Below are 25,379 nucleotides of genomic sequence, written 5' to 3'. Positions count from 1 at the left end.
TTCATGCTCCCAAAGCAGTCAAAGCGGCATCGAGAGATGCCGGATCGGTAATCGACAATGCAGTCAGGTCAGCATCAATACGCTTGACCAGGCCGCTCAACACCTTGCCCGGGCCACATTCGACCACGTGTGTGACACCCTGCGCCTTCATGGCCTGGATAGTCTCGACCCAGCGCACAGGATGCCAGGCCTGCCGGACCAGTGCATCACGGATGGCATCCGCGCCGGCCTGGGCAGCCACATCCACATTATTGATGACAGGCACCTGCGGCACATTGATCTCGACACCCGCCAGGGCCGACTTCAGCACATTGGCTGCCGGCTCAAGCAAGCTGGAATGAAAGGGAGCAGACACGGGCAACAACAAGGCGCGCTTGGCACCGGCAGCCTTGGCAGCCTCGCAGGCGCGCTCGACGGCAGCCTTGGCACCCGCAATCACAACCTGGGCAGGCGCATTGAAATTGACAGCCTCGACCACCTCGCCCTGCGCTGCCTGCTGGCAGGCGGCAACGACAGTCGCATCATCCAGGCCCAGAATGGCGGCCATCGCGCCGGTGCCTACCGGCACTGCAGATTGCATGGCATCGGCACGTATGCGCACCAGGCGCACAGCATCTTCCAGCGACAGCACGCCGGCAGCCGTCAAGGCTGCATATTCACCCAGGCTGTGTCCTGCCATGACTGCGGGCTGCGCGCCCCCTGCAGCAACCCAGGCGGCATGAATTGCCACATCGGCCGCCAGCATCACAGGCTGAGTATTGGTGGTCAGGTTGAGCTGCTCGGCGGGTCCCTGTGCGATCAGGGTAGCCAGATCCTGGCCCAGTGCCTGACCAGCACGCTCGATGACAGCCGACACAGCAGCATTGCCGGCCCATGCATCAAGCATGCCGACAGACTGGGAACCCTGGCCCGGAAAGACAAAAGCAATTTTCATGAATGGATTTGCCTCGCTTGCAAATGATTGATCGCAGAGAACGCACAGCCCGGCTACATTACATGCGGGCCAGCACGGATCCCCAGGTAAAACCACCACCAACACCCTGCATCAGCACATGTTGTCCTGGCAGGATGCGGCCTTCACGGCGAGCGACATCCAATGCCAGCGGCACACTGGCAGCCGACGTATTGGCATGACGATCCAGCGTGACCACGACCTGCTCCATGGGGACACCCAGCTTGCGCGCCAGCATATTGAGAATGCGCAGATTGGCCTGGTGAGGAATCATCCAGTCGACCTGATCGAGCGCCACGCCAGCCTCTTCGCATACTGCACGTGCCGATTTCTCGAGTACGGTCACGGCCTGCTTGAATACAGCCTGACCATCCATGCGCAGGAAAGGATCGCCCGTCACCTGCCCATAGGCAACGTTACCCGCGGCACAGAGAATTTTCATCTGACTGCCATCCGCATGCAGGCTGGCCGCCTTGATACCCGGCTCGTCGGCCGCACGCAGGACGACAGCACCCGCACCATCACCGAACAGCACGCAGGTACTGCGATCACTCCAGTCAAGAATGCTGGAGAACACTTCGGCACCGATGACCAGTGCACAACGTGCGCGTCCGGCACGAATAAAGCTGTCAGCCGTCGTCAGCGCATAGACGAAGCCACTGCAAACGGCCTGAACATCGAACGCAGCGGCCCCGACCGAGCCGAGTTTTCCTTGCACCAGGCAGGCCGTACTGGGAAACACGAAATCGGGCGTGGATGTGGCCACGATAATGAGATCGATCTCATCCGCCGTCGCCTCGGCATCCTCAAGCGCCTGCCGGGCTGCCTTGGTCGCCAGTTCGCTGGTGGTCACACCTCGCTCGGCGATATGACGCTGCCGGATACCCGTACGCTCGACGATCCACTGATCGGAAGTTTCGATGCCACGACCGGCCAGTTCTTCGGCCAGCATGTCATTGGAGACGACGCGCGGAGGCAGATAGCTGCCCGTACCGGCAATCTGAGCATATTTCATGATGACTCCCATCAAGCGACAGCGCCTCCCTCTGCGCCGTTCGCATCATGCCGCGCATCGGCGGCCGGCAATACACCTGCAGCATCAAGGCTGCGCCGAATCTCGGCAACCTGCTGTGCAGTGCGTGCCAGCAGACCATTGGCCACTGCCTCTCGGGCACGTTCAAGCGCGCAACCGTAGGCATAGACATCGGCCGAACCGTGGCTCTTGATGACCACACCGCGCAACCCCAGCAGGGCCGCGCCATTGTAACGACGATTGTCCACGCGCGTGCGCAGGCGCCCCAGCACGGGACTTGCCAACAGACCAGCCAGCTTGCTCAACAGACCGCGATGAAATTCTTCGCGAATGATGCCCGAAAGCATGCTGGCCAAGCCCTCCACCGATTTGAGCACGACATTGCCGACGAAGCCATCGCAAACCACGACGTCGACCGTACCCTTGAAAATATCGTTACCTTCGACGTTGCCATAGAAATTCAGTGGGCTGGCACGCAGCAACTCTGCCGCATCCTTGACCACCTCATTGCCCTTGATGGCTTCTTCGCCGATATTGAGCAACCCCACGCTGGGCCGTTGCCCTGAGGTCTGGCACTGCACCAGTGCTGCCCCCATCACTGCGAACTGCAGCAGGTGCTCGGGCGTGCAATCGACATTGGCCCCCAGATCGAGAACGGTCGTTCCACCGCCCTTGCGATTCGGCAACGCAGTCGCAATCGCCGGCCGGTCTATACCGTCCAGCGTTTTGAGAACATAGCGCGACACCGCCATCCAGGCACCGGTATTGCCCGCAGAGATACAGGCATCGGCTTGGCCATCTTTGACAGCCAGAGCAGCCAGCCGCATGGACGAATTCTTCTTGCGACGCAGGGCCACTTCGACAGGATCATCCATGGTGACAACCTCGTCGGCATGAACAATCTCGATGCGATCCCTGGGCGCAGCAGCATCGGCCGCAACAAGCGCGCCAATGGGCTCGGACAGGCCAACCAGCAGCACCTGAACATCCGGATAGCGACGCAAAAAATCAAGCGCTGCAGGTACAGTTACGGGCAAGCCCGCATCTCCACCCATGCAGTCAATGGCGATACGTATCACGATGTCAGCTTTTCAGGACCAGAAAGAAGTCGGCGCCGGACCTGCCGGCGCCACTATTCGACCTGACAGGCAGATCAGTCTTCGCTGTTGGTCTTGAGCACCTTGCGACCACGGTAGAAACCGTCGGCGCTGATGTGGTGACGCAGATGGACCTTGCCCGTCGTCGGCTCGACGGCCGTGGGCGGGTTGGTCAGAAAGTCGTGGGAACGATGCATGCCACGCTTGGAGGAAGACTTCTTGTTTTGTTGAACAGCCATGATAACTCCTGGAAACGGATCGTATTGTACGCGATGTACGCAACGGGCGACCCGCAAGTGGTTCAAAAACGATTACTGCTTTTTATCTTTCAATGCCGCCAGCGCCGCAAAAGGTGACGGACGCTCGGGCAACTCGGGTGCCGGCTCGACATCAACCGGCAATTCACACTGCGCATGGCGAGGCACATAGGGCACCGCCAGCACCAATTCATCTTCAATCAGGCTCATCAGATCGAACCGACCAGAGCACAGCAATCGCTCGGGCTCTTCCAGCACCTCGCCGTCTTCATCGACAGGCACTTCGGCATTCAGTTCAGCCTCGCTGTCAACCAGATCGAATGTGGCATGCACATCAATCGGCCAGGGGAAAGGTTCCAGACAACGCTGGCATTCAACCAGCGGATCGGCCTTGACCTCAAGCTCGAAACGCGGCTCGCCACGGACACCCCTGACACAACGGGCAGACCAAGACACACTGGCCTGCGGCAACTGTTCCGGCATACCATCAAGCAGCCTGGAAAAACGCGCCAGTGGCAACTGACCTTCTGCAGAGAGTGACAACCTGCGCCACTCGATCAGGTTCACACTGTGCAGGTTCTGCTCCGCAGCCTGCCGCCCCGCTTTCTGCAATGATTTTTGCAATTTATCCTGGGGTGATCCACTCATTACAGAGGCCTAGCCGACGAAAAACATTGGATTCTAGCTTTTTCTAGCCTGACTGGTCAAATCCTGCCTGCTGACCATCGTCAGTTTCACGACACTATGATCAGGCATCACGATACACGAACGGCCTTCATGCTTGGCCTGATACATCCGGTGATCGGCCAGTTCGACCAACGATGTCCAGTCGCCCGCACCATCGGCGCGCCGCTCGGCAATACCGACAGAGGCCTCCAGTGCACGACCATCAAGCCGGTGCCCCAGCCCGCCCGCCTGTATCCTGCCCAGGAAAATAGGCAATTGCGATACTGCCATATCCGGCAGCACAACGACAAACTCTTCTCCTCCCCAGCGCACCAAGGCATCCCCTCGCCTCAGGTATTTCTTCAACTCCGCCACCAGCGATCGCAACGCCTGGTCGCCCGCATCGTGTCCGAACTGGTCATTGATCGCCTTGAAATGGTCAATATCAAAAAATGCCAGGGCCAATGGCGCATTCGTCTGCTCTGCCAGCAAAAACAGCCGCTCCAGGGTCTCAACCCCTGAACGCCGCGTCAGCGCTCCGGTCAGCGGATCGGTCGTGGCCTGATGTACCAGACTCTCCATATAGTGAGACTGACTCATCCCCGAAAACATGGAGACCCCCGTCATCATGCACATGAACCACAGCGCAGCGCCGTGCTGCGTCCACGACAACACATGATCGGACAATTGCAGGCCCGCAATCGCCGTTGCCAGCGCAGGCAGGGACAGCAGCAGGATTTCGAGCGCAGACAACGGAAAAATCGCCAGGCCACCCAAGACGATGGTCGGCATCAGGGCATACAACTGCACAACCAGCCGCTGCTCCTCGGTCAGGCGTGCCGTATCCACGGCCTGCAACACACCCAGATAAAACAGCGAAGGCACCAGCAGCATGCAGAACAGCATCCACATGGCCCGGCGATAGGGCCTGCGTGGCGGCAGATTGCGCGGCCAGGCCAGCATGGCAAAGATGCCTCCGGCAATAAAACGCAGAATGGTCAGCTTGGTTGCCTCGACCGCATCAAACACCCACCAGTCAACGACGGCACACAATGGCACCAGCCAGGCAAACAGGAAGCAGATCAACTGCACCCGGGCCATGATGACCGACGCAGCATGCCGACGAATGGAAGGAGAGCGCCCAAACGGCACAATCAACCGCAGCAATTGTCGAAACGAAGGATGCGTCGGCCCAACAATATTTTGCAGGATATGGGCCCAGGAGTGCTTGATGTTCAGCATATCGGAACTGCTCCTTCTCAACGAGCAATCGCGTTTTTTTGCTCCTCGATATCCTATTTAATCAAATAGAAACAAAAAATGTCTTGTTCCATATCAACGAGTCCGAGCCCTGGTTGGTCAAAAACGACGACAGGGTCGCACCCCGCCTGGAGATGCGACCCTTCGAGACACCGCCCGGGCCGTATTTATTGCAACACACGCGAGAACACGAACTGCTCGTCGCGCCAGTCTACCGGCACGACATCGCGCGGCCCGAAACGTCCCTCCAGAATCAACCTGGCCACGGGATTCTCGATATGCTGCTGGATCGCACGCTTGAGCGGACGCGCACCGAACACAGGATCGAAGCCTGCCTTGGCGATCTGCGCCAGCGCCGCCTCAGAGACATCAAGCTCCATATCCATTTTCTGAAGCCGCTGAGCCAGGCGCTGCAGCTGGATACGAGCAATCGATTCAATGTTCTTGCTGTCAAGCGCATGGAACACGACAACTTCGTCGATCCGATTCAGAAACTCGGGCCGGAAGGCCTGTTTCAGCTCATCCCACACCACCGCCTTGACTGCCTCGTAAGGCTGGTTCGCCATGCTCTGAATCTGCTGCGAGCCCAGGTTGGATGTCATGACGATAACGGTATTGCGGAAATCGACCGTCCTGCCCTGCCCGTCCGTCAGACGACCATCATCAAGCACCTGCAACAGTACATTGAAGACATCCGGATGCGCCTTTTCGACCTCATCGAGCAACACCACACTATAAGGCTTGCGGCGCACGGCCTCGGTCAAGTAGCCACCTTCCTCGTAACCGACATATCCCGGTGGCGCACCAATCAGGCGGGCAACCGAATGCTTTTCCATGAATTCGCTCATATCGATGCGGATCAGGTGATCCTCTGCATCGAACAGGAACTCGGCCAGCGCCTTGGTCAGCTCGGTCTTGCCGACCCCCGTCGGCCCCAGGAACAGGAATGAACCATAGGGCCGATTTGGGTCAGACAGGCCGGAACGGGAACGACGAATGGCGTCCGACACCAGCCGTACCGCTTCATCCTGCCCGACGACACGTTTGTGCAGAAAACTTTCCATCTCGAGCAGCTTGGTGCGTTCGCCCTGCATCATCTTGGCTACCGGAATGCCAGTGGCACGCGACACGACCTCAGCGATTTCTTCGGTCCCGACCTGGGTGCGCAACAGACGCGGACGCTCGCTGCCCCCCTCGCTGGCAGCCTTTTCGCTACCCTCGGCAGTACGCAGTCGTGCTTCCAGCTCAGGCAACTGGCCATATTGCAGCTCGGCCAGTTTGTCGAACTGTCCCTTGCGCTGTGCCTCCGCCATCTCGGCACGCAGACGCTCAATCTCTTCCTTGATCGCCTGGGTTCCCTGCACGGCGGCCTTCTCTGCCTTCCAGATCTCTTCGTAGTCGTTGTACTCGCGCTGCAGGCTCTCCAACTCGTCCTCGATGGCCTTGAGCCGGCGCAGGGATGCCTCATCGGTCTCCTTGCGCACAGCCTCGCGCTCGATCTTGAGCTGAATGATCCGCCGATCCAGCCGGTCCATTACTTCCGGCTTGGAGTCGATTTCCATGCGGATGCGTGCCGCGGCCTCATCGATCAGGTCAATGGCTTTATCGGGCAAAAAGCGGTCGGTAATGTAGCGATGCGACAGCTCGGCCGCTGCCACAATGGCCGGGTCGGTAATCTGGACGCCATGATGCAACTCATAGCGCTCCTGCAGACCGCGCAGAATTGCTATGGTCGACTCGACATCCGGCTCTCCGACCAGCACCTTCTGAAAACGACGCTCCAGTGCGGCATCTTTCTCGATATATTTGCGATATTCATCGAGCGTGGTGGCACCAATGCAATGCAATTCGCCACGCGCCAGCGCAGGCTTGAGCATATTGCCGGCATCCATGGCTCCCTCGGCCTTGCCGGCTCCCACCATGGTGTGAATCTCGTCGATAAAGACAATGCAATTGCCAGCCTCCTGGGCCAGCTCCTTGAGCACAGATTTCAGGCGCTCCTCGAACTCACCACGGAATTTGGCACCTGCCAGCAGGGCCGCCAGGTCGAGTGACAGCACACGCTTGTTCTTGAGCGTCTCGGGCACCTCATTGTTGACAATCCGCTGCGCCAGCCCTTCAACGATAGCCGTCTTGCCGACACCTGGCTCGCCAATCAGGACCGGATTGTTCTTGGTACGGCGCTGCAGAATCTGGATGGCACGGCGGATTTCATCATCACGACCAATGACCGGATCAAGCTTGCCTTCCCTGGCGCGCGCCGTCAGGTCGAGCGTGTACTTGCCCAGCGCCTCGCGATTGGCTTCACCTTCGGCATCCTGTACCGATGCACCGCCACGAACGGCCTCGATGGCCGCTTCGAGCGGCGCACGCTGCAATCCCGCATCGCGCAGGATGCGGCCCGCCTCACCCTTGTCATCGGCCAACGCCAGCAAGAACAGTTCGCTGGCAATATAAGTATCGCCGCGCTTGGCAGCTTCCTTGTCGGTGCGGGCCAACACCGCCTGCAAATCGCGGCCAACCTGCACATTGCCATCCCCGCCTTGCACCTGCGGCAACGCCTTGAGTGCACCATCAAGCGCTGCACCTACGCGGTTGACCGCCACCCCGGCACGCGCCAGCAGGCTGCCTGCACCGGAGTCGGTATCCGCCAGCAATGCCGAGAGGACATGTACCGGCTCTATATATGGATGGTCGTTGCGTACTGCCAGGCTCTGGGCATCGGCCAGCGCCTGCTGGAACTTGGTCGTGAATCTGTCGAATCGCATGATTTTTTCCCTGTTTGTTTCCACATCCGCGCGGCAAGGCTGGTCAGCCTTGCCCGGACATTGCTGATGGACAATTAGATAAGGGTGAACCCGCAAAACTCAAGACATACCACCACAATCAACAGAGATATGGTAAAAGCGAAGATAGCCGAAAAAGGGGCAGCCTGCCTATCTTCATAGATACAGACTACAATAGCCTCCACTGTTGACCAGATATTCACGCAGATACATGCAAAAACGGGTACCCATCACTGGCGATTCCACCCTATGTTCGACCTGTATGCTCGGGCATGTCTGTCTGCCGGTCGGCATGCCGGCCGAAGACATCGACAAGCTGAGCACGCTGGTGCGCGAACGGGTCCGAGTGGAAAAAGGCCGTACGCTCTACACATTGGGCGACGAGCTGGATGCCGTGTACGGCGTCCGTTCGGGTTCAATCAAGACGCAGATCGAACGCGCCGAAGGCCAGCTCCAGATCACTGGCTTTCATTTGCCGGGCGAACTGGTCGGCATGGACGGCATGCTTGAGGGCCATCACATGTCCACGGCCGTGGCCCTTGAAGACACCGAGATGTGCGTCATCCGCCTGGCCGACCTCGATCGCATCGCATCGCACGTACCTGCCCTGCAGCCACAGTTCCGCCGCTTCATGAGCAAGGAAATCATTCGTTCGCAGCATATGCTGCTGACGGTAGGCTCGCTACGCTCCGAACAACGGCTGGCCGCCTTTCTGCTCAACCTGTCACAACGTCTGGCGATGCTGGGCTATTCGGCCAATGAATTCGTACTCCGCATGAGTCGCGAAGACCTGGGCAATTATCTCGGACTCACGCTGGAAACCGTCAGCCGGCTGTTCTCGCGCTTTGCCCGCGAAGATATGATCCGCATCAACCAGCGCGAAGTCGAAATTCTCGACATGCCCCGCCTCAAGAAGCTCATCGGCCAGGACAGCTAGGGTTTTTCCCGGTCAGGCTGCTCACTGGTGCAGACTCGCCTGCCGGAACCGGGCACGCATCGCAGGCAAAGCCATTCATGCAAAAAACAACGGACTCCATATGGAGTCCGTTTTCATGTCCGCAAGGGATGGGCACTTCTACACCAGTGATCTCTGATCAGCCAGCCGCGAGCACATGGCGGACAATCGCGATCCAGCCGGGCGCGGCAGCAGCAAAAGCCAGCACGCAGACAATCAGAGTCGATGACGCCTCGTTGATATAAGTCTGAAAGCGACCTGCCATCACGATACCCGTGAATGCCGGGGGCAATGCGGCCAGCAACACCATCTGTTCCAGATGCGCATCCGGCACGCCAAGCAACAGGCAAACCACCAGCATGCTGGCAGGCATCAGGACCATCTTGACGATGCTGTTCCAGATGACTTCCAGACTGATCTGGAATTTATGTGCAGACAGCACCAGACCAGCGGCAAAGACCGCCACACCGGAGTTGGCATGCCCGATCAGCGACAACGGTGGGTCGATGGCCTCCGGCACTCTGACGCCAACCAGCACCAGCACGAAGCCAATCAGTGGTGCCAGAACAACCGGCTCCTTGATGGCCTTGATCAGCGCCGCCGTAGGCTTGGTACCCGCAGGTGCCACGAAAAACATGCCCAGCGGCACCAGCAGCACATTGACGATCAGCGCCATGATAGCCACAGTCATGGCCGCAGAACCACCGAAAATCGGCGTCAGCACTGCAATTCCCAGAAAACCGACTGTCGGTGCCCCAGCACTCAGGCCAGCCAACCCCGCTTCTTGCTTGTCATGCTTGAACACCAGACGGGCACCAATCAGCGCAATGAAATACCAGGCGATCAGCACAGCAAAGGCCGCAATGAAAAGGCGGCTGTCGGCAAACAGCTCTTCACGCGAAGACTTGACGATGGATACGAAGAGGACTGCCGGCAAGCAATAATCCAGAACCAGTTTATTGAAGCCGGCGGCCTGGGTCTGGTCAAAAATATTGCGCTTGCCCGCCAGAAAACCCAACAGCAGGACGAAAAATATCGAAACGATATCCTGGATGATTGCAGTCATGACAATGCTCCCTTGCCTGTTGAAAGCCGGGCTTTCCGGCGCGATGCCGAAAAGCCCGGGCACCCACGCTTACTTGACGACGGAGCGTCGTTCGCGGCGCAACGCAGCCATGGCCACATCATCGAGATTGAGATGCCCACGCACCAGGTCCGGCGGAGTCAACGCCAGCCATTGGTTCAGGGAGATATCCTTGTAGATTGGCGTATTGAAAACATTGAGCACCCTGACAGGCTTGTCACCCGTGTTTTCGATGTAATGCGCCAGCGTGCGCGGCACATAGCCCACATCACCAGCCCGATAATTGAAGGTGCGTGCCTTCGACGTTGCATCGAATACGGTCATGCGTGCCTCGCCCGACAGGTAATACTGCCACTCGTCCCCATCCGGATGCCAATGGATTTCACGCAGTGCGCCCGGCTCCAGATCGATGATCAGGGCCGACATATTCGTGATAGGGAAATTCTTCGCATCGATAATGGTCGTGGCACCCGCCGGCCCCCATTGGGTAGGCTTCAGTTCAGACGCATGAATCGTGTAGGGATTGTGCGGACGCTGATTGGGCAGGCCCTTCAACACTTCATCCAGCGGTGCCGGAACAGGCAGGCGGAAGATATACTTTTCCTTGGGCGGCAAATTGTCAAAATGCTCGGCAGGAATGCCGAAGTTCTTGGCAATGACATCGCGCGGCATATGTGCCATCAGCTCGGTAACCAGCAATGTCTCATTTTCCGAGAAATTGCCATCATCGAACACCAGCAAAAACTCGCAGCCCCCTTCCAGCCCCTGGATCGAGTGCGGCGTCCCCGACGGGAACAGCCAGATATCACCGGCCTCCAGATCATCGATGAACACGTTGCGGTCAGGATCGACCACCGTGACGCGACAGCGGCCTTCCAGCACATAACCCCACTCCGCCTCCTTATGCCAGTGCAGTTCGCGCACCACACCCGAGTCCAGGCGCATGTCTACCCCAGCCAGACCCTTGGCTGCCGGCAATTCGCGCACCGTGACCTCACGGGCCCAGCCGCCCTCTTCCAGGCGGTTATGCGCCATGCCGAAGGAGAATTTGAGATTGGGGATGGAGCCGTTGTCGGTTTCGGGAGGAATCAGAATGTCGGGGTTTTGACGATCAAGTTCAATATTGCGAGGGCCAGGGTCAGTCGCACCTTTGTCACCACGAATCGGCTGCAGAGCGTCTTTCTCAGTCATACATATCACCTCGATCAAGTTGTGTCCGGAAAAGCCATTGATCTATTTATCCGATAGATCAAGACTAAATCGATATTATCAGTAGCAACATGACCATTCAAGGTAATACTGAAATTCAATTCCTTATAGGGGAAAACACCTAGTCAGTTTTGAAATATACAAAAACAATGGATTAATATTTGACCGATCAAAATCAAAGCAAAAAAAACCCACAAGATTATGAATACACGATGAATTTATAAAAATAAAACATATTCAAAATATTCCAAAACAATCCACAACAAATAATAAAAACAGCGCCATAACGCGCAGTCGATTCTGCCGCCCCACATATATGATCCGCCACCAGGGTTGTATCGCGCGGCAAAAAAAATGCCTGCCCCAAATCGGGCAGGCATTTTTGTATCAGCAGATGACCTATCAGCGTTCCGTCACATCTACCTGCTCGATCACAACAGACGTTGTGCCAGCCTGGGCAGGCTGCACCCGCTCGATCACCAGTCCGCGCTTGAAGCCATCATTCAGAGGCTGATCGCTGAACTGCTGCAGCGCAAGGGTAATGGTCACGGCACAGGCAATGATCGCAATAGCCGGTCCCGCCATCAGAAACCAGGGCCAGGGCTCACGCCACCACGGGCCGGACTGCAGATTCGTCGCTTTTACTGTTGCCATGTTGACCACCCAAATAAGTGCATGTTGAAACGAAAACGCCGCCCCCGTTTCCTGATGCCGATATCGTCATGATACGCGCAATGGAAAGGGTGCGGCAGGGATCACACCGACTGGTGTGATCCATCTAGCTGTTTACTGCTGCGCCACGGGGGGCACAGGATTGTCCGGGCGACTCCAGACCCAGGCAGCCAGGATCTTGATCTGTTCGGGCGTCAGGATCTTCTCGTGTGCCGGCATGCGGTTGGTACGACCATTCTGGATCGCCTCGACGATCTTGGCTTCGGAGCTGCCGAAGATCCAGACGTCATCCGTCAGGTTGGGCGCGCCCAGCAACTGGTTGCCCTTGGCATCTGCGCCGTGGCAGGCCACGCAGGTTTCCATGAAGGCCCGCTCACCACGAACGGCGCGCAGTTGGTCATGAGCCAGACCGGACAGCGAACGCACATAGTTGGCGATATCCACAGCCGTTGCACCGTCGATCACATCACCCAGCGGTGCCATGATGCCATGACGGCCGTAGGTAATGGTCTGGACGATGGTGTCAGGATCGCCACCATATTGCCAGTCATCGTTGGCCAGGTTGGGAAAGCCGGTGCTGCCGCGTGCATCGGAACCATGGCACTGTGCACAGGTGTTCAGGAACAGCCGCTGACCAATGGCCATGGCATCCGGATCCTGAGCAATCTCGGTGACGTCCATCGCACCGAACTTGGCATAGATCGGACGAACCCGCTCAGCCTCTGCAGCCAGTGCATCCTGGACTTCCTTGGCCTGCGTATGCTGCAGGTAGCCACCATAACTGCCCAGGCCCGGATAGAGCACCAGATAGCCAATACCGAAAACGCACATCAGCAGATACATCCAGGTCCACCAGCGCGGCACCGGATTGTTCAGCTCGGCCACACCATCCCATTCATGGCCCGTGTTTTCGGCAGTGTTGGGCGGCCGCTTGCCCAGCCAGGCGCGCTGGGTCCAGAGCAGCCAGACGCACCAGAGAATACCGGCCAGGGAAATGCCGCCAACGTAATATCCCCAAAAGCCGCTGACATAATCATTCATGCCCGTTCTTCCTTTCTTTTTGTTCCACGGTATCTTCTTCCGGCAGATCGAATGGCAGCATTGCTGCTTCTTCGTTGGCCTTCTTGCGACCCTTGGAAAAAGCCCACCATACGATGCCGATGAAGAACACCAGCCCGACCAAAGTCATGATGCCATTCAGAGTGCCGTTCATATAAGGATCCTGTTATTGCTGAGCAGCCTGCGCTGCCTGTTCACGAGCGTCACGCACGCCCACCCCAAGTCCCTGGAGATATGCGACCAGGGCGTCCTCTTCCGTATAGCCTTGTCCATCTACCTGAGCAGGTGCCGCGGCAATCTGCTCTTCGGTGTAGGGCACGCCCAGGAAGCGCAGTGCATTCATGCGTGACTGGAGTTCGCTGGTATCCAGAGCCGTATTCTGCAGCCAGGGATAGGCAGGCATGTTCGACTCAGGCACCACGGCACGGGGGTTGCGCAGGTGAATACGGTGCCACTCATCCGAATAGCGCTCACCCACACGGGCCAGGTCAGGACCGGTACGCTTGGAACCCCACAGGAAGGGGTGGTCGTAAACCGACTCACCCGCCACCGAGAACTCACCGTAACGCTGAACTTCGGCACGCAGCGCACGAATCTGCTGCGAGTGGCAGCCGACACAGCCTTCGCGAATATAAATGTCGCGACCCAGCAGGCGCAGCGGTTCGTAGGGCTCGACACCCGGCGTTGGCGTGGTGGTCGAGTGCTGGAAGAACAGCGGCACGATTTGCACCAGGCCGGCGAAGGAGACGACCAGAATGCTCAGAATGATCATCAGGCCGACGTTCTTTTCAATCGTTTCGTGCGAAAAGAATTTGGATTTTTTTTCTGACATGACCTTTCTTCCTCAAACTTGAGCTGTCGCGACAGAAGCGGGTGCCGCCGGCTGTGCCTTCGAGTGATCAGCCAGGCTCTCCGGGATCACAGGATTGTTGACAGCCTCGCCAGCCATTGCAGTCTTGAAGGTATTCCAGGCCATGACCAGGGCTCCCACCAGGAACAGCACACCACCCATCAGACGGATCAGGTAGAACGGATAGGTCGCCTTCACGCCTTCGACGAAGGTGTAGGTCAACGTACCGTCAGGCTCCGTGGCACGCCACATCAGACCCTGCATCACACCGGCAATCCACATTGCAGCGATGTAGAGCACGATACCAATGGTCGCAACCCAGAAGTGCAGCTCGATCAGCGAAGTGCTGTACATCTTTTCACGACCGAACATGCGCGGAATCACATAGTAGAGCGAACCGAAGCTGATCATTGCCACCCAGCCCAGGGCACCGGAGTGCACGTGGCCAATGGTCCAGTCGGTATAGTGCGACAGTGCATTGACCGTGCGGATCGACATCATCGAACCTTCGAAGGTCGACATACCGTAGAAGGACAGTGACACCACCAGGAACTTGAGGATCGGGTCGGTGCGCAGCTTGTGCCATGCGCCGGACAGCGTCATGATGCCGTTGATCATCCCGCCCCAGGAGGGAGCCAGCAGGATCAGTGAGAACACCATGCCTAGCGACTGCACCCAGTCAGGCAGCGAGGTGTAATGCAGATGGTGCGGGCCCGCCCACATATAGGTGAAGGCCAGCGCCCAGAAGTGGACGATGGAAAGGCGATACGAATAGATCGGACGATCAGCCTGCTTCGGCACGAAGTAGTACATCATGCCCAGGAACGCGGTGGTCAGGAAAAAGCCCACGGCATTGTGGCCGTACCACCACTGCACCATGGCATCCTGCACGCCGGGATAGGCCGAGTAGGACTTGAACCAGCCCCAGGGCACTTCCAGGTTGTTGAAGATGTGCAGAATTGCAATGGTCAGGATGAACGAACCATAGAACCAGTTGGCCACATAGATGTGGCGCGCCTTGCGCTTGACGATGGTGCCGAAAAACACGATCGCATAGGCCACCCAGACCAGCGTGATCAGAATGTCGATGGGCCATTCGAGTTCAGCGTATTCCTTGCTGCTGGTGTAACCCATGGGCAGGGAAATGGCGGCTGCCACGATCACGGCTTGCCAGCCCCAGAAAGTGAAGGCGGCCAGCTTGTCGCAGAACAGCCGCGCCTGACAGGTGCGCTGCACCACGTAATACGACGTTGCGAACAGTGCGCTGCCGCCGAATGCAAAAATCACTGCATTGGTATGCAGCGGCCGCAGACGACCATAGGTCAGCCAGGGCGTATCGAAGTTGAGTGCAGGCCAGATCAGCTGGGCGGCAATAATGACCCCCACAAGCAAACCTACAACCGCCCACACCACCGTCATGATGGCAAATTGCCGGACTACCTTGTAATTAAAGGTATCCGCAATATTTGCGCTTACCGCGCGATCACTCATGGTCCATCCCCTATTAAGGAACACAAATTTACGGATGCTATTTTGCCTATAAGCATCCGCTATTGTGTTGACCTATATCAACGCCCTTCAGTCTGCTCCGGAGACTCGTTGGACGTATTGGATGGCTTGTCATCGTCCAGCAGGACGGATTGAGCGGCTTTATCGGTTCCTTCGAACTGACCAGAGAAGATCGCCCACCAGAGCGCCCCGCCGATCAACAGCACGAACCCCATGGAAATGGGTAGCAGCAAGTACAGAATTTCCATCGCGCTCCCCTATTTCACACAACCAACGCGTTGTTTTTTGTCACAAAATACCGCTTGCCTGTTCATGCCTTGCACATGAAATGGACGTAAAGAATAGCACATGCATAGCCCCACACTTGGCATCAGGCCATGGCCTTGATGGTATCCAGTGTCGCCGTCTGCGAGCGCCAGCTCAAGCGCCAGGCATTGATTACCACGGCAAGAGACGAAAGCAGCATGCTCAGCGCCGCCAGCCAGGGAGCTACCCAGCCCATGGCTGCCAGTGGCAATGCCAGCAGATGCCATGCGAGCGAGCCATAGAGATTCTGGTTGGCCACACGGCGCACTTGTGCATAGTAAGCCTGCAACTGGCTTTCCCCCAGGCCACCCATACGGGCAACTGTCGCATCACCGGCAGCCATGGCGGTCGGAACCGCCATCGCCAGGGCGCAGGGACAACTCATGACCAGCAGTGCAACACTGATCGGCAGCACCTGCGCTGGATCCAGTCGCCACCAGACCAGCGCAACCACCAGGGTAATGCTGATCTGCAACGTGACGAAGAGACCCGCAATGCGATCCGCCTGCGCCTCCATGCGACGACGCACCTGGATATCATCCGGCAGACGCAAGCCTTCACACGATTGTCGGGCAGCCAATTCAAGATAGCGGGCCGTCAGCAGGAACGAAACAAACATGACCACAGAGTCAAAATAGACATGGCCATTCTGCGTCCAGGTGGCGTAGGCACTCGGAAAAAAAGCCGCCACGATCCCCAGCGCCACCGGCACGTCCATACCCATCCGACCCTCGCGCAACGCAGCCAACGCGCCACGCCAGATCGGCAAGGCCGAATAGAGAACAACGGGCAGCGTCATGACCAGGCTGGCCCAGTTCATCAGATAGATCGCCCAGTCCAGCGTGATCAAGGTATCTTCGGCCATCGAGCTGCTGCGCAGGTAGCCGGGCAGGGCCAGCGTACTGACCTGCATCATCATCAACCAGGCCAGTCCCAGCTTGGCCAGCATGCGCCGCCGCTCAATACGGGATTCAGGGGACAGGCGCTCCCCTGCCTTGAACAGGCCCTCGAGAAAGGACGCCCTTGGAGCGACCGCTTCCGGCTCGGAAGAATTGGGTGCAGAACTCATGATGAGCATGATAAATCAATGCCGCCCTGCCGATTTGATGCATCTCAAGATTGACACGCATCAATACACTTGAGCTACAAAAGCAAAAAACCACCCGTCCTGGGACGGGTGGTTCCATATGTGCCATGCCCCGCCTGGATGACGGACAGCACCTGGACAAACCGACTACGCTCTACCGCAAGGGCTGTGCCATCAGGCGACGGCCGCAGCCTCGAACTGAGCCTCTTCTGTCGAACCGGTCAGTGCCGTGGTCGACGAGCGCCCACCCTCGATCGTCTGGGTCACGACGTCAAAATAGCCGGTCCCGACTTCGCGCTGATGCTTGACGGCGGTAAAGCCGCGCTCGGCTGCATCGAACTCCTTCTGCTGCAGTTCGACAAAGGCGCTCATCTGGCGGCGTGCATAGCCGTGTGCCAGATCGAACATGCCATAGTTGAGCGCATGAAAGCCAGCCAGCGTGATGAACTGGTACTTATAACCCATGACCCCCAGTTCGCGCTGGAACTTGGCGATGGTGGCATCGTCGAGGTTCTTCTTCCAGTTGAATGACGGCGAGCAGTTGTAGGCCAGGAGCTTGCCCGGGAACTGGCGATGAATGGCGTCGGCAAACTGGCGGGCATACTCCAGATTGGGCGTAGCGGTTTCGCACCAGATCAGATCGGCATAGGGCGCATACGCCAGCCCCCGAGAAATCGCCTGTTCGATCCCCGCGCGGGTCCGATGGAAACCTTCCACTGTCCGCTCGCCAGTCAGGAAAGGCTGATCATTTTCATCCACATCACTGGTCACAAGGTCGGCCGCATCCGCGTCGGTACGCGCCAGCAGCAAGGTGGGCACATCCAGCACATCGGCAGCCAGACGCGCGGCGATCAGCTTTGACACCGCCTCGCGAGTCGGCACCAGCACCTTGCCGCCCATGTGACCACACTTCTTGACCGAAGCTAACTGATCCTCGAAATGCACCCCCGAGGCACCCGCCTCGATCATGGCTTTCATCAGTTCATAGGCATTGAGCACGCCACCGAAACCTGCCTCGGCGTCGGCCACGATAGGTGCGAAGAAATCGAGATAGCCCTCATCGCCGGGATTGCGCCCTTCCGACCACTGGATCTGGTCGGCACGCTGCAAGGTATTGTTGATGCGACGCACCACCTGAGGCACCGAGTTGGCAGGATAGAGCGACTGGTCGGGGTACATCTCGCCCGCCAGATTGGCATCGCCTGCCACCTGCCAGCCCGACAGGTAGATGGCCTTGAGACCCGCCTTGACCTGCTGCATGGCCTGGTTGCCGGTCAGCGCCCCCAGCGAATTGATGAAGGGTTCGGTATGCAGCAGTTTCCAGAGTTTTTCGGCTCCACGACGGGCCAGCGTGTGCTCGATGTGCAGCGAACCACGCAGGCGGATCACCTCCTCGGCACCGTAGCCGCGCTTGATACCCTGCCAGCGGGGATCCTCGGCCCACTTCTTCTGCAGATTGCGGATTTCGGTTTCTCGGGTATTGCTCATGGCATCGTCTCCAGTAATGACAGAAAGGGAATCTGTACGCGGGCCTGTCTGCGGCCATCCGTTGAGAAACAGTGTATGCCTATGCTGCGCAGCAATAAATACTTATATCTTATACAAGACAATAAATTTAATTCTTTATTATCAATAAAATAAGAAAATAAATTCATAATATGAAAAGAAAATGCAGCCTATGAAATCGACTTTCATTGCTGCGCAACATGCTTTTTCATATTATGAAACAGACTGCCCGGCATATGAAATCAGCGATCCCCTACAATCGTTTCATCCCGCTTTCTGGCAACTCCGACATCATGACGACACACCTGTCCGCACTGGGCCGCACGGTGCACTACCCCGATCAATACCAGCCCGACATCCTGCAGGCAATTGCGCGTGCCGAGGGACGCCACCGCATTGGCCTGGATGCCTCACCGGCCTTTCATGGCGGCGACATCTGGAATGCCTACGAACTGTCCTGGCTCAACGCGCGCGGCAAACCCGTCGTGGCACTGGCCGAATTCGACTTTCCCTGCGACACACCCTGCCTGATCGAATCCAAGACATTCAAGCTTTACCTGAACTCGTTCAACCAGACCCGCTTTGCCGACACCGACACCGTACTCGGTCACCTGCGCCAGGATCTCGGCACCGCCGCCGGCGGCCCGGTCGAGATCCGGCTGCACCTGCAGGACACACTGGCACAGGCACGCATCGCGGAGCCCGACGGTACCTGCCTGGACCTGCTCGACATCGACATCCACGACTACCACCCGGCCCCCGCACTGCTTCAATGCCTGCCCGAAGCCCCTCACCTGGAGGAACGGCTGTATTCAAGACTGCTGCGCTCGAACTGTCCTGTCACCGGCCAGCCCGACTGGGGCCACGTGGAAATCCACTACCGGGGTCGGCAGATCGACCACGCCAGCCTGCTGCGATATATCGTCTCGTTCCGCCTGCATACCGGCTTCCACGAACTGTGCGTGGAGCAGATCTACAACGACATCATGGGCCATTGCCGCCCCGATGAACTGTTCGTATATGCACGCTATACCCGGCGCGGCGGCCTGGACATCAATCCCTGGCGTGCCAGCCATGCACGCGCAGCGCCGCCGAACGTACGCAGTGCGCGGCAATAACAACGCACACATTTACAAAAAGATTCATTTAATACAGAGCGTTCCACCAGCCGCCGTCCACAGGAAAAGTGGCGCAGCATCCCGCTCTGACTGCTTTTCGGAAATTAGGCGCATATAAATTCACTGTTTTCAAGACTACGCATATCGCCTCGAAAAGGGTACACTCCGGCTCATCAACAGGCGATCGATATCTACCATATATATGGCTCAGGCTATCGGCACGCCGCTACATGTAGTTAATTCCACGATTCATTCCAGACAGTACCCGCAGGTGCCCGCCGGCCATCCGGCGCATTGCGCCCGGCCCGGCACTTGCAGAGTCAACTCTATATTCACGTACAGCAAAAGGTTTTTGCCATGACCAAATACGAGACGATGAAAGTCACCAAGCGCGACGGCCGTCTGGAGCCGATTGAGCTCGACAAGATTCATCGCGTTATCGACTGGGCCGCCAAGGATCTCAACAATGTCTCCGTCTCGCAGGTCGAACTGCGGTCGCACATCCAGTTCTACGACGGCATTCGTACCGACGACATCCACGAAACCATCATCAAGTCGGCAGCCGACCTGATTTCCGAAGAGACGCCTGACTATCAGTACCTGGCCGCACGCCTGGCAATCTTCCACCTGCGCAAGATCGCTTATGGCCAGTTCGAGCCACCGCACCTGTACGACCACGTCCAGCGCCTGACCGAACTGGGCAAATACGATCCGCACCTGCTGGCCGACTACAGCCGTGCCGAGTTCGATGAGCTGAACGACTACCTCGACCACTGGCGCGACATGAATTTCTCGTATGCCGCCGTCAAGCAGCTCGAGGGCAAGTATCTGGTCCAGAACCGTGTCACCAAGCACATCTACGAAAGCCCCCAGTTCCTGTACATCCTGGTGGCGATGTGCCTGTTCGCCAAATATCCGGCAGAAACCCGGCTGACCTACATCAAGCGCTTCTACGACGCCGTATCGCAGTTCAAGATCTCGCTGCCGACGCCGATCATGTCAGGTGTGCGCACACCCACCCGCCAGTTCAGCTCGTGCGTCCTGATCGAGTGTGGTGATAGTCTGGACAGCATCAATGCCACCACCAGCGCCATCGTGCGCTATGTGTCGCAACGTGCCGGCATCGGCATCAACGGCGGGCGCATACGCGCCGTCGGCAGTGAAATCCGGGGGGGTGAAGCACAGCATACCGGCTGCCTGCCTTTCTTCAAGATGTTCCAGGCTGCGGTCAAGTCCTGCTCTCAAGGCGGCGTCCGAGGCGGTGCGGCCACCCTGTTCTATCCGCTGTGGCACCTGGAAGTCGAGTCGCTGCTGGTGCTCAAGAACAACCGCGGCGTCGAGGAAAACCGTATCCGCCACCTCGACTACGGCGTGCAGATCAATCGCCTGCTGTACCAACGCCTGATCAAGGGCCAGAACATCACGCTGTTTTCGCCGCATGATGTGCCCGGCCTTTACGATGCCTTCTTTGCCAATCAGGACGAATTTGAACGCCTGTACGAACAGTACGAGCAGGATACATCCATCCGCAAGCGCAGCCTGCCGGCCGTCGAACTGTTCTCGCTGATGATGCAGGAACGTGCCAGCACTGGCCGTATCTACATCCAGAACGTCGATCACTGCAACACGCACAGCCCGTTCAATCCGGACAAGGCCCCCGTGCGTCAGTCCAACCTGTGCATGGAAATCGCCCTGCCGACCAAACCGCTGGACGACATCAACGATGCTGAAGGCGAAATCGCGCTCTGCACGCTGTCGGCCTTCAACCTGGGCGCGCTCGAATCGCTGGATGAACTCGACGGCCTGTCCGACCTGATCGTGCGTGCGCTCGACGCCCTGCTCGACTACCAGGACTATCCGGTCAAGGCGGCGCTCAACGCCACCGAAAAGCGCCGCTCACTCGGCGTGGGCGTGATCAACTATGCCTACTACCTGGCCAAGAACGGCACCCGCTATTCCGACGGCTCGGCCCTGGGCCTGACGCATCGCACCTTCGAAGCCATCCAGTACTACCTGCTCAAGGCCTCGGTCCAGCTTGCCCGCGAATACGGCCCCTGCAAGGCTTTCGACGAAACCACCTACGCAGCCGGCCTGCTGCCCGTCGATACCTACAAGAAAGATATCGATGCCATCTGTACCGAACCGCTGCACCTGGACTGGGAAGCGCTGCGCGCCGATATCCTGGCCCATGGCCTGCGCAACTCGACGCTGACGGCGCTGATGCCCTCCGAGACCTCCAGCCAGATCGCCAACGCCACCAACGGCATCGAGCCACCCCGGGGCCTGGTCTCGGTCAAGCAATCCAAGGATGGCATCCTGCGCCAGGTGGTCCCCGAGTTCGAACGTCTCAAGGACCAGTACGAGCTGCTCTGGAAAATTCCCAGCAACGACGGCTACCTCAAGCTGGTGGGCGTCATGCAGAAATTCGTGGATCAATCGATCTCGGCCAATACCAACTATGATCCGCAGCGCTTCGAAGGTGGCCGCGTCCCCATGAAGCAACTGCTCAAGGATCTGCTGCAGGCCTACAAGTACGGCGTCAAGACGCTGTACTACCACAACACGCGCGATGGTGCCGAAGACGTCCACGGCGAAGTCGAAGACGACGGCTGCGCAGGCGGCGCGTGCAAGATCTGACGAAAGGCGTACACCACCATGGCATACAGCATTTTTTCCAAGGCCGACAATGACCAGCTCAAGGAACCGATGTTCTTCGGTCAGCCGGTCAACGTGGCGCGCTACGACCAGCAGAAGTATCCAATCTTCGAAAAGCTGATCGAGAAGCAGCTCTCGTTCTTCTGGCGTCCCGAGGAAGTCGATATATCGCAAGATCGCATCGACTACCAGAACCTGCCGGATCACGAAAAACACATCTTCATCAGCAACCTGAAGTACCAGACCCTGCTCGACTCCATCCAGGGGCGCAGCCCCAACGTGGCACTCCTGCCGCTGGTGTCGTTGCCGGAACTGGAAACCTGGATCGAAACCTGGGCGTTTTCGGAAACGATCCATTCGCGCTCGTACACACACATCATCCGCAACATCGTCAATGATCCGTCGATCATCTTTGACGACATCATGCGCAACGAGCAAATCAGGCTGCGTGCCAGCGATATATCGTCGTACTACGATGAACTGATCCACGACACCATGCTGTATTCGCAGTTGGGCGCTGGCGAACATGTCATCAACGGTGAAACGCGCCACGTGAGCGAGTACGAACTCAAGAAGAAGATGTACCTGTGCCTGATGAATGTGAACATTCTCGAGGCCATCCGCTTCTACGTGAGCTTCGCCTGCTCGTTCGCCTTTGCCGAGCGCAAGCTGATGGAAGGCAATGCCAAGATCATCCGCCTGATCGCACGCGACGAGGCTCTCCACCTGACCGGCACCCAACACCTGCTGAACATCATGCGCTCGGGCCAGGATGACCCCGAGTTTGCCAAGGTAGCCCAGGAAGTCGATCAGGCCTGTTTCGAGATGTTCAAGCAGGCTGCGATCCAGGAAAAGCAGTGGGCGGAGTACCTGTTCCGCGATGGCTCCATGATCGGCCTGAACAAGGATATCCTCAGCCAGTACGTCGAGTACATCACCAACATCCGCATGACGGCGGTGGGCCTGAAACCCGCCTTCGAGCAGGTCAAGCACAATCCCATTCCCTGGATCAATACCTGGCTGGCATCCGATACCGTACAGGTCGCTCCCCAGGAAGTGGAACTGAGTTCGTACCTGGTGGGCCAGATCGACGCCGAGGTTTCGGCCGATGATCTGAATGACTTCGAGCTATGACGCCACTTGTCACCACTTGGGACAAGCAATTCACGCTGCGCGAAGGGGAAACCTTACTGGAAGGTCTGGAGCGCACCGGCCATGATGTCGAGTACCAATGCCGCAGTGGCTACTGCGGCATGTGCCGCCTGACCCTGCTGGAAGGCCAGGTCAGCTACCGGGAAAAGCCACTGGCCTTTGTCGGCCCCAGCGAAGTCTTGCCGTGCTGCTGCACGCCACTGGAACCTGTCATGGTGGAATGTGGACTGCGCACCGACCACGACAGCCAGTTCGAACTTTTTCCAACCGACCTGCTCGGCACCTCGGACGCCCCTTCTGCATAATCCCGAGGCTGGCACAAACAAGTTGCCCCGCCCCGGAATCAAATTTGTCCCTGATGGCAGCTATGCCAGCGCCCGTTGCCCTGCCGGCAGGGCAGCAGGCCCGGCCTCATCTTCCATATCGATGATCTGACCGCCCTCGGGCAGTCGGAACACGGCAACAGACTGCTGCAACTGATCGGCCTGCTGCTCCAAAGAGCTGGCAGCCGCAGCAGACTGCTCGACCAGCGCCGCATTCTGCTGCGTCACCTGATCCATCTGGCCAACGGCAAGATTGACCTGTTCGATACCGCTGGATTGCTCCCTGGCAGCCGCCGCCATTTCACTCACCAGTCCGTTGACATCGCGTACAGCCTTGAACAGTTCGTCCATGGTCCGCCCCGTGGACTCAACCAGGCGCGCACCGTTATCGACCGTCGACACCGATGATCCGATCAGTTCCTTGATCTCGCGGGCAGCATTGGCGCTGCGCTGCGCCAATGCCCGAACCTCACTGGCTACCACCGCAAAGCCCCTGCCCTGATCGCCGGCACGGGCAGCCTCGACGGCGGCATTGAGCGCCAGGATATTGGTCTGGAAGGCAATGCTGTCGATGACGCCGACGATCTCGCCGATCCGCTTGGAGCTATCGGAAATTTCGGCCATAGTCTGCACCACCTGCTCAAGCGCCTGCCCACCGCGCTCGGCTACCTGGCCGGCCGTCGTCGCCATATGATTGGCCTGCACGGCATTGTCGGCGCTGTGCCGCACCGTAGAGGCCAGCTCTTCCATGCTGGCAGCCGTTTCTTCAAGGGAGGCAGCCTGCTGCTCGGTACGACTCGAGAGATCCGTATTGCCCATTGCGATCTCGCGAGCGCCTGTATGGATTTCATCCACGCCTTGTCGCACGGTACCTACGGTACGGATCAGGTTGCCCTGCATATCGCGCAGGAAGGGAATGATGCGCCCCACACAATTCCGCCCGAACAGCTCGATCCGTCCTGTCAGATCACCTGCGGCAATGCGCTGAAAATGTCCGCGCAGTTCGTCAAGAGGCCTGCGCACATATTTGACAACATAACGATCAGCCAGCAGCACGACCAACAGGCAGAATCCCAGCACGGCCAGCATGGCAGTAATGGCCCGCTGCCGATCCTCATTGGCCTGTGATATCTGATCGACTTCGTATTCTTCTATGGTCTTGATGTAGGCACTGACACGCTGATCGAAGGCACGGCTCAGGCTGACCATGGTATCGACATTATGCTTGCTGAAGCCCTGCAAATCGCCACGTGCCAGAAACTGCACCAGTGGTTCCACCCCCTGGTCGAAGACGGTCTTGAAGGCATCTCCCAGTTGGCTGACTTCTTGCGTGAAACGCGGCTGTCGCGAAGCCAGTTCCTGGAAGCGCTGAAAGCTCTGACGCGAAGCCTCGATGGCGGCCCTGACGCTCTCACCCTCGGTACGCACCTGCTCGGTACGCCCATCTTCCACGTATTCATATTGTCGATTCAGCCGCAACCGGGCCCGCATGAACTGGTCATTGCTCTTGCCCAGTTCTGCCACTTCCATGAGGTAACTATGGCTGCCATCGAGTACCCTGCCGGCACTGTTGAGTGCACCGATACCAAGAGCCGATAATGCCAGAACCAATACGCTGATCAACAGCAGAATAAAAAGAACCAGTGCGCGTATCGTGACATTACGCAAAAAGCCATCCAAACCCCGAACCTGCTTCATGATGCTTCATCCTATTGTCATGCGAGCTACTGGGGGCAGATGCTAACACGAAGGTGTTTCATAAGGTTATGTCGTTATCGATAATAGGAAAATTGGTAAAAAAACGACGTGCATGGGGTGTTGAATGGCCACAGAACAAGCCATT

At 58.0% G+C, this 25,379-nt stretch carries 23 protein-coding genes; 5 read left to right on the top strand and 18 right to left on the bottom strand.

Annotated elements, in window-relative coordinates:
• Position 1: 1 nt before the first annotated feature.
• From fabD to clpB, 7 genes are all read right to left on the bottom strand, one after another.
• Positions 2-934 carry an ACP S-malonyltransferase gene (gene fabD, locus DD235_RS07690; RefSeq protein ID WP_109061442.1) on the bottom strand — a complete coding sequence of 311 codons (933 nt, stop codon included), beginning with the start codon at positions 932-934 and terminating at the stop codon, positions 2-4.
• A gap of 58 nt (positions 935-992) precedes the next feature.
• Positions 993-1,979 (bottom strand): beta-ketoacyl-ACP synthase III, encoded by a 987-nt coding sequence (locus DD235_RS07685; RefSeq protein WP_109061441.1) that lies wholly within the window; start codon positions 1,977-1,979, stop codon positions 993-995.
• The gene (gene plsX, locus DD235_RS07680) at positions 1,979-3,064 is read right to left on the bottom strand and encodes a phosphate acyltransferase PlsX (protein WP_109061440.1); all 1,086 of its coding nucleotides are present in this window, start codon (positions 3,062-3,064) and stop codon (positions 1,979-1,981) included. Before plsX ends, DD235_RS07685 begins: the two co-directional genes overlap by 1 nt.
• Before the next feature lie 74 nt (positions 3,065-3,138).
• Positions 3,139-3,321: a 50S ribosomal protein L32 gene (gene rpmF, locus DD235_RS07675; RefSeq protein WP_109061439.1), complete on the bottom strand. Its 183-nt coding sequence runs from the start codon at positions 3,319-3,321 to the stop codon at positions 3,139-3,141.
• A 72-nt stretch (positions 3,322-3,393) separates the two neighbouring features.
• Positions 3,394-3,963 carry a YceD family protein gene (locus DD235_RS07670; protein WP_162300437.1) on the bottom strand — a complete coding sequence of 190 codons (570 nt, stop codon included), beginning with the start codon at positions 3,961-3,963 and terminating at the stop codon, positions 3,394-3,396.
• A 57-nt stretch (positions 3,964-4,020) separates the two neighbouring features.
• Positions 4,021-5,247: a GGDEF domain-containing protein gene (locus DD235_RS07665; RefSeq protein ID WP_109061437.1), complete on the bottom strand. Its 1,227-nt coding sequence runs from the start codon at positions 5,245-5,247 to the stop codon at positions 4,021-4,023.
• Between the two features lie 185 nt (positions 5,248-5,432).
• The gene (clpB, locus tag DD235_RS07660; RefSeq protein WP_109061436.1) at positions 5,433-8,033 is read right to left on the bottom strand and encodes an ATP-dependent chaperone ClpB; all 2,601 of its coding nucleotides are present in this window, start codon (positions 8,031-8,033) and stop codon (positions 5,433-5,435) included.
• A 229-nt stretch (positions 8,034-8,262) separates the two neighbouring features.
• On the opposite strand from clpB, the gene DD235_RS07655 reads away from it, so the two are divergent.
• The gene (locus DD235_RS07655; RefSeq protein ID WP_109061435.1) at positions 8,263-8,988 is read left to right on the top strand and encodes a helix-turn-helix domain-containing protein; all 726 of its coding nucleotides are present in this window, start codon (positions 8,263-8,265) and stop codon (positions 8,986-8,988) included.
• Positions 8,989-9,145: 157 nt separating this feature from the next.
• On the opposite strand, the gene DD235_RS07650 is transcribed toward DD235_RS07655, so the two are convergent.
• The 10 genes from DD235_RS07650 to aceA form a co-directional block, all read right to left on the bottom strand.
• Positions 9,146-10,072 (bottom strand): AEC family transporter, encoded by a 927-nt coding sequence (locus DD235_RS07650; protein WP_109061434.1) that lies wholly within the window; start codon positions 10,070-10,072, stop codon positions 9,146-9,148.
• Between the two features lie 69 nt (positions 10,073-10,141).
• On the bottom strand, positions 10,142-11,281 hold the full coding sequence (locus DD235_RS07645) for an oxalate decarboxylase family bicupin (RefSeq protein WP_109061433.1): 1,140 nt from the start codon (positions 11,279-11,281) through the stop codon (positions 10,142-10,144).
• Positions 11,282-11,701: 420 nt separating this feature from the next.
• The gene (locus DD235_RS07640; RefSeq protein WP_109061538.1) at positions 11,702-11,953 is read right to left on the bottom strand and encodes a FixH family protein; all 252 of its coding nucleotides are present in this window, start codon (positions 11,951-11,953) and stop codon (positions 11,702-11,704) included.
• A gap of 132 nt (positions 11,954-12,085) precedes the next feature.
• On the bottom strand, positions 12,086-13,012 hold the full coding sequence (gene ccoP, locus DD235_RS07635) for a cytochrome-c oxidase, cbb3-type subunit III (protein WP_109061432.1): 927 nt from the start codon (positions 13,010-13,012) through the stop codon (positions 12,086-12,088).
• The gene (locus DD235_RS07630) at positions 13,005-13,184 is read right to left on the bottom strand and encodes a cbb3-type cytochrome oxidase subunit 3 (protein ID WP_109061431.1); all 180 of its coding nucleotides are present in this window, start codon (positions 13,182-13,184) and stop codon (positions 13,005-13,007) included. Before DD235_RS07630 ends, ccoP begins: the two co-directional genes overlap by 8 nt.
• Before the next feature lie 12 nt (positions 13,185-13,196).
• Positions 13,197-13,862 (bottom strand): cytochrome-c oxidase, cbb3-type subunit II, encoded by a 666-nt coding sequence (gene ccoO, locus DD235_RS07625; RefSeq protein ID WP_109061430.1) that lies wholly within the window; start codon positions 13,860-13,862, stop codon positions 13,197-13,199.
• A 12-nt stretch (positions 13,863-13,874) separates the two neighbouring features.
• Positions 13,875-15,371, bottom strand: coding sequence for a cytochrome-c oxidase, cbb3-type subunit I (gene ccoN, locus DD235_RS07620; RefSeq protein WP_109061429.1), 1,497 nt, complete (start codon positions 15,369-15,371; stop codon positions 13,875-13,877).
• Positions 15,372-15,448: 77 nt separating this feature from the next.
• Positions 15,449-15,637, bottom strand: coding sequence for a cbb3-type cytochrome oxidase assembly protein CcoS (ccoS, locus tag DD235_RS07615; protein WP_109061428.1), 189 nt, complete (start codon positions 15,635-15,637; stop codon positions 15,449-15,451).
• A 122-nt stretch (positions 15,638-15,759) separates the two neighbouring features.
• Entirely contained in the window at positions 15,760-16,644 is an 885-nt protein-coding gene (locus DD235_RS07610) for a P-type ATPase actuator domain-containing protein (protein ID WP_239990089.1), read from the bottom strand.
• 312 nt (positions 16,645-16,956) lie between these two features.
• Positions 16,957-18,270 carry an isocitrate lyase gene (gene aceA / locus DD235_RS07605; protein WP_109061427.1) on the bottom strand — a complete coding sequence of 438 codons (1,314 nt, stop codon included), beginning with the start codon at positions 18,268-18,270 and terminating at the stop codon, positions 16,957-16,959.
• A gap of 311 nt (positions 18,271-18,581) precedes the next feature.
• On the opposite strand from aceA, the gene queF reads away from it, so the two are divergent.
• The 4 genes from queF to yfaE all read left to right on the top strand — a co-directional run bounded on the left by queF (position 18,582) and on the right by yfaE (position 23,518).
• On the top strand, positions 18,582-19,406 hold the full coding sequence (gene queF, locus DD235_RS07600) for an NADPH-dependent 7-cyano-7-deazaguanine reductase QueF (RefSeq protein WP_109061536.1): 825 nt from the start codon (positions 18,582-18,584) through the stop codon (positions 19,404-19,406).
• A gap of 357 nt (positions 19,407-19,763) precedes the next feature.
• Positions 19,764-22,043: a class 1a ribonucleoside-diphosphate reductase subunit alpha gene (gene nrdA, locus DD235_RS07595; protein ID WP_109061426.1), complete on the top strand. Its 2,280-nt coding sequence runs from the start codon at positions 19,764-19,766 to the stop codon at positions 22,041-22,043.
• A gap of 18 nt (positions 22,044-22,061) precedes the next feature.
• Positions 22,062-23,195 carry a class Ia ribonucleoside-diphosphate reductase subunit beta gene (nrdB, locus tag DD235_RS07590; protein WP_109061425.1) on the top strand — a complete coding sequence of 378 codons (1,134 nt, stop codon included), beginning with the start codon at positions 22,062-22,064 and terminating at the stop codon, positions 23,193-23,195.
• Positions 23,192-23,518, top strand: coding sequence for a class I ribonucleotide reductase maintenance protein YfaE (yfaE, locus tag DD235_RS07585; protein ID WP_109061424.1), 327 nt, complete (start codon positions 23,192-23,194; stop codon positions 23,516-23,518). The genes nrdB and yfaE overlap by 4 nt, the downstream gene beginning before the upstream one ends.
• A gap of 60 nt (positions 23,519-23,578) precedes the next feature.
• Here yfaE and DD235_RS07580 read toward each other — a convergent pair whose 3' ends face one another.
• Positions 23,579-25,234 carry a methyl-accepting chemotaxis protein gene (locus DD235_RS07580; protein WP_109061423.1) on the bottom strand — a complete coding sequence of 552 codons (1,656 nt, stop codon included), beginning with the start codon at positions 25,232-25,234 and terminating at the stop codon, positions 23,579-23,581.
• Between the last annotated feature and the right edge of the window lie 145 nt (positions 25,235-25,379).

This window comes from Corticimicrobacter populi (assembly GCF_003123725.1).
Classification (GTDB): domain Bacteria; phylum Pseudomonadota; class Gammaproteobacteria; order Burkholderiales; family Burkholderiaceae_B; genus Corticimicrobacter; species Corticimicrobacter populi.
Note: the sequence above shows the minus strand (reverse complement) of the source record. Positions and strands in the feature narration are given on the sequence as shown.